1 protein-coding gene is annotated in these 1915 nt (G+C 45.4%); it reads left to right on the top strand.

Annotated features, from left to right (window positions below):
• The first annotated feature begins 403 nt into the window (after positions 1-403).
• Complete coding sequence (locus FS806_RS25990; RefSeq protein WP_186328540.1) at positions 404-1861, top strand: Tn7-like element transposition protein TnsE; 1458 nt, start codon at positions 404-406, stop codon at positions 1859-1861.
• The last annotated feature ends 54 nt before the right edge of the window (positions 1862-1915 follow it).

Here is a 1915-nt window from a genome sequence, read left to right as displayed (position 1 = left end):
GAAATTAACAAGTCGCCTCAGAAGGTAATTGATCGCCTTTGTATCCAACTCTAAATCTTAAGTGCCACTTATATAGATGATGGCTTAAAGATTAACTGCTATCGGATTGAATTTTTACCGTGTGATTCAACGAAAGTCAGGGCGTAATATTTAGAGTTCCAAAGATCGATGACGTTGAGAAAAGAGCTTGCTAACGGAACTGTCTACCGGACAAGCATTTGAGGTGATCCAGTGGCCAAGCGGAAGCGGCAACTCACAGAAGCAAAAATTGAAAGGATGATTAAAGAAGGTAGAGGACAGGGTTCCGGTAAGGACTATCTTCCTTGGCTTACTATTCAAGACATCCTCAGAAGGCAGGGCAACTCGTGGCGTTGGATGGACGACCGGTCGAAGACACCAACTCTTGTCGAATATTGAGCGTGATTACTTCTATCTCCTGGATTACTGCGACGATGTATCGGATATTCGTGAACAATTTCCATTCCTGCCGTTAGAAGAAACGCAAATGATCGCGGAAAAAATCGGTGTGGAACACCCAAAGATCCGAAAACTGGCATGCAGCCTTGATCAGGGTTTGATGAGTAATGGGTTTAAATTGCCCGAGCGCTTGATTGACTTCCGTCAAAATCCGGAGCTTGGGCTTCAGAAAATTATTCAGTTTCAGTTTGACGGGATGATATATTGCTTTCCAGTGTTCGAATTCATTCGAGCCATGTTTATTAACTCCAGGTATTTGGCGTATTATTTGATGCAGCCGCACGGTCTGGAAATGTTGATCGATAACAGCGATATGAGAGGGAAAGCTTTGCATTTTGATTTGAGTTTTCGTGTACCGGCCAAATTGGCAAGCGAAAGTAACGCACGTCACCTATCCTGGATTTACATCGATCCCGCTATTCGTACCATGTGGGATTCCGTTTATCAATTGATGTTCAATCAAGCGATCAAGGACTCTCCTCAAAATCCGAGCGCTAGGATGAAGAAGGGAATTCCGCTTGGCGTTGAGCTCCCGGCTGTTGGTCCTCTTGAGTTTCACGTTCGAGGAGAACAATTCAATAACTATTTCTTGGTGAAAGAGATTCTCGGTATTGGCGGTTTTAAGCATCCGGCGGAAGAAATCGTCTTTTGGCACCCATCGAAGAAGCGTCGTGAGTCGATTTCAGGGGATAAACAAGTTCGAGTTACGTCCAGATCCGAAAATAAAGACTACATATTGAATGATCAAAGTGAAAATGCCAGGGAAAATGCGAGGCAAGATGTATTGGAGACCCCTCCTACGTTTATGCGATTCTCCAATTTTCCTAGGGTTACTGCTCGTCGAGAGGATGTGAGGCATTCCCATACCGGCAATGACGTGATCGTCATCTCCGGGAGAGGCGGGAAGAACTCAGGAGGACTAGATGAAGTAAGTACACAGGATTCGATGGTCGGCGGCGATACGCCTCCTATCGATTTTCAGACGCTTGAAACCATGCCAATCACAGAGGCCATCGGTCTTGAATCGTTTTTCGAGATGATTCAAATCTTGAAGCCCGGACATATCCGGATGTCTGTGCTCAGGGTTCCTCCCGGCAAAAGATTTTCTGTATGTCCAAACGGCTCCCGACGAACATGCGCGATCGTACAGGCGGATCATGGTATCACGACTAAGTTTGTTATCGAAGTGGCCCGGCCGGATGATTGGTCTATTTCGACATTGATCCTCCACCCAACTCAGCAGACTGCACTAAAGACGGTTGAGCGTGACATTAAGTTGCTTCTTGAAGGGCTTGTTCAAAAAGGCGGCCACTGGGATCAGAACATTTTAAACCAATGCAACGGCTTCAATATCGAAAAGGTTAAACATGAATTCGGAATGTAGCCTAGCCAAAATCTGAGAGATTCACGTTGTGACAAGGCATTTTCGTCATAAAAA

Origin of the sequence: Paenibacillus sp. 32O-W (genome assembly GCF_007679495.1) — a bacterium.
Classification (GTDB): Bacteria; Bacillota; Bacilli; order Paenibacillales; family NBRC-103111; genus Paenibacillus_L; species Paenibacillus_L residui.
Note: the sequence above shows the minus strand (reverse complement) of the source record. Positions and strands in the feature narration are given on the sequence as shown.